The sequence below is a fragment of the Gemmatimonas sp. genome, assembly GCF_036405635.1.
Lineage (GTDB): Bacteria > Gemmatimonadota > Gemmatimonadetes > Gemmatimonadales > Gemmatimonadaceae > Gemmatimonas.
On sequence record NZ_DASWXE010000153.1, the window covers coordinates 1 to 3,316 of the forward strand.

Consider the following 3,316-nt stretch of genomic DNA (forward strand, 5'->3'; position numbering starts at 1 on the left):
GACCGGAGGGTGATCGCGGAAGTCAGCGCGCCGGATTTCCTGCCCGGATCTGGTGGTCCCCCGCCTGCGCGGTGCGTCAGGTGGTGGTGAGTCCTCGGCGACGCCCAAGCGCTGTATTGACAGCCACTTCAGGTCTGAGTAAGCTACGAGTCTGTCCCGTTTTCCGCGGGAGCATTTTGCCGTAGTCATATCGCAGTTGTGTCGTAGTCATTTGGGGGTCCGGCGCACGCCGAGATCTCCACCAGTCCCATCACATGTACCTCGCAAGCGCGTACCCCGCGTTGAGGCGGGTTACCACGCACGGATCACGTTAGCATGAAGACCTACAGCGCGACCCCGAAGGATATCGACCGTCGGTGGTACGTCGTCGACGCGGAAGGAATGGTCCTGGGCCGGCTCGCGTCGGAAGTCGCGAAGATCATCCGCGGCAAGCACAAGCCCATGTACACGCCCCACATGGACACGGGTGACTTCGTCATCGTGATCAATGCGTCGAAGGTGCAGGTCACGGGACGCAAGGCGGAGCAGAAGACGTACTTCAGCCACACGGGCTACATGGGCCATGAGAAGCACACGCCTTTCGCGTCCGTGTTGGCGAAGCACCCGGAGCGGGTGATCGAGAAGGCGGTCTACGGCATGCTGCCGAAGACGGCCCTCGGACGCCAGGTGCTCCGTCGCAAGCTTCGCGTGTTCGCCGGTGCCGAGCATCCGCACATCGCGCAGAACCCGGCTGCGCTTACCTTCTCCTCGGCCGAGGCCAAGTAATGTCGGACCAGATTCAGGCTGTTGGCCGTCGCAAGGAAGCGGTGTGCCGTCTGTACCTCACGCCGGGCTCGGGCAAGTGGTCGGTGAACGGCCGCACGCTCGGTGATTACTTCCCGCGTCCGACGCTGGTGTCGGCCATCCAGCAGCCGTTCACGCTGACCGACACGCTCGGCCGTTTCGACGTGAAGGCCACCATCGATGGCGGCGGTGTTGCCGGCCAGGCCGGCGCGGTGCGCCTCGCCGTGGCCCGTGCCCTCGTCAAGATCGACGAGAGCAACAAGAAGAAGCTTCGCGAGTTCGGCCTGCTCACGCGCGATGCGCGTGAGGTCGAGCGTAAGAAGCCGGGCCGCGCTGGCGCCCGTAAGCGCTTCCAGTTCTCCAAGCGCTAAGACCCGTCTGGCCGGCACTGCGGTGCCGGCCAGATCTCCAGCATATCTCACACGTGGTCCGAGTCGGTGGCAGGTGCCAATCCTTCAAGGACGGTTGCCACCGACGGTGACGATCACGGACGATTCCCAACCCCACGTTTCATAATCATGTCGACTCCGTCACTCGAGCAGCTGCTCGCCGCGGGCGTTCACTTCGGGCACCAGACCCGTCGTTGGAACCCCAAGATGCGCCGGTTCATCTTCGCCGAGCGCAATGGCATTCACATCATCGACCTCCAGAAGACCCTCCGCCAGATCGAACTGGCGCAGAAGCTGGTCCGTGAGGTCGTCCTGCGTGGCGAGAACGTGCTGTTCGTCTGCACGAAGCGCCAGCTGGCCGCCATCGTGCGCGATGAAGCCGCGCGTTGCGGCGCTATGTTCGTCACCGAGCGCTGGCTCGGCGGCATGCTGACCAACTACCAGACGGTCAAGAAGCAGGTCAAGAAGCTCAAGGAGCTCGAGGCCGGCAGCGAAGACGGCAGCATGGCCAACTACACCAAGAAGGAACAGCTCCTCATGTCGCGTCAGCGCGAGAAGCTGTCCAAGTACCTGTCGGGCATCAAGACGATGAACCGCCTCCCGGGGCTGCTGTTCATCATCGACTCCAAGAAGGAGCGCATCGCGGTTTCCGAAGCCAACAAGCTCGGTGTGCCGATCGTCGCCATCGTGGATACGAATGCCGATCCCGACCTGATCACGGTGCCGATCGCCGGCAACGACGACGCGATCCGTTCGGTCGAGCTGATCGCCAAGGTGGTGGCCGACACGATCGACGAAGCGCGTCGCGAAGCGCCGGTGCGTTCGGTGGAAGAGGAGCAGGAGAGCTACACGTTCTCCAGCGATCGTGGCACGGAGCCGGCTGGCCGTGGTGATCGTGGTGGCCGTGGTGGCGATCGCGACAACCGTGGTGGTGGTGACCGCAACAGCGGTGGCAACGGTGGCGGTGACGGACGTCGCCCGCGTCGTCGTCGTGCGAAGCCGGAGGCCATTGCCGCCCGTCTCAAGCCCGGCACGGAAGGCCAGGGCGGTGACGAGAGCGCGCCGGCGGCCCCGAGCGCGGAATAACGAGACGGCCACGTCGGCCATTCCCGGGTTGGTCATCGTGAGGTGACCCGCTTCAGGATGTTGTAGTACGACGCCGCCGGCCTTTCCCGGCGGCGTTCGTGTAGTGGGGCACCCGCTGGGTCACCAGCGGCCCTTTCAGTCAGCAGATCGATCTTTTCAATAGACCCGCTTCACACAGGACTCCCCGATGAGCACCCCGATCACGGCCAAGGCCGTCGCTGAACTGCGCCAGCGCACTGGCGCCGGCATGATGGACTGCAAGAAGGCCCTCGAAGAGACGAACGGCGACATGGACGCGGCGGTGGAATACCTTCGCAAGAAGGGCATCGCCAAGGCCGAGAAGCGCTCCGATCGTTCGACGAGCGAAGGCATCGTCGGTGGTGAAGTGTTCAACGACGGCAAGTCGGCGGCCATCATCGAAGTCGCATGTGAAACCGACTTCGTGGCCCGCAATGAAGACTTCGGCAAGGTCGTGGCCTCGCTCGTTGCGCATCGCGTGCAGTCCACCGCCGGCGACATCGACGCGATGCTCGCCGAGCCGATGGTGTCGAGCCCGAGCGAGACGGTGGCAGAGTTCGTGAAGGGCGCGTCGGCGCGCACGGGTGAAGCGGTGAACGTCAAGCGCACCGCGCGCTTCGATGCGGGTGCCAATGGCCAGGTCGGCATGTACCGCCACCACAACGGCAAGCTCGCCACGATCGTGGAGATCACGGCGTCGTCACCGGAAGTGGCCTCGCACGAAGCCACGCGTGAACTGCTCAAGTACATCGCCGAGCACGTGGCGGCCTCGTCCCCGATGGCCGTGGATCGTGACGGCGTGTCGTCGGACAAGATCGACAGCGAGCGCCGCATCGCGGAAGAGCAGGCCCGTCAGGCCGGCAAGCCGGATGCGATGATCGAGAAGATCGCCACGGGCAAGGTGGAAGCGTTCCTCAAGGACGTGACGCTGCTGCCCCAGCCCTGGGTTCGTGACCCGGCGCTGACCATCAACCAGCTGGTGGCCGACTATGCGAAGAAGGCCGGCGGCACGATCACGGTCGACCGTTTCGCCCGCCTGC

General features: G+C 64.5%; 4 protein-coding genes. All 4 read left to right on the forward strand.

The window, feature by feature from the left end; all coding sequences use genetic code 11:
- Positions 1 to 315: 315 nt before the first annotated feature.
- Positions 316 to 765 carry a 50S ribosomal protein L13 gene (gene rplM / locus VGE27_RS12470; protein WP_331049990.1) on the forward strand — a complete coding sequence of 150 codons (450 nt, stop codon included), beginning with the start codon at positions 316 to 318 and terminating at the stop codon, positions 763 to 765.
- Positions 765 to 1,154 (forward strand): 30S ribosomal protein S9, encoded by a 390-nt coding sequence (gene rpsI, locus VGE27_RS12475; RefSeq protein WP_331049991.1) that lies wholly within the window; start codon positions 765 to 767, stop codon positions 1,152 to 1,154. The genes rplM and rpsI overlap by 1 nt, the downstream gene beginning before the upstream one ends.
- A 147-nt stretch (positions 1,155 to 1,301) precedes the next feature.
- Positions 1,302 to 2,258 (forward strand): 30S ribosomal protein S2, encoded by a 957-nt coding sequence (rpsB, locus tag VGE27_RS12480; RefSeq protein ID WP_331049992.1) that lies wholly within the window; start codon positions 1,302 to 1,304, stop codon positions 2,256 to 2,258.
- 187 nt (positions 2,259 to 2,445) lie between these two features.
- Positions 2,446 to 3,316: translation elongation factor Ts (tsf, locus tag VGE27_RS12485; protein WP_331049993.1), on the forward strand; the 871-nt coding region annotated here is incomplete at its 3' end.

What these genes read in the sequence shown, in the direction of transcription:
- rplM (WP_331049990.1), top strand. Translation starts at nt 316, where the DNA reads ATGAAGACCTACAGCGCGACCCCGAAGGATATCGACCGTCGGTGGTAC.
- rpsI (WP_331049991.1), top strand. Translation starts at nt 765, where the DNA reads ATGTCGGACCAGATTCAGGCTGTTGGCCGTCGCAAGGAAGCGGTGTGC.
- rpsB (WP_331049992.1), top strand. Translation starts at nt 1,302, where the DNA reads ATGTCGACTCCGTCACTCGAGCAGCTGCTCGCCGCGGGCGTTCACTTC.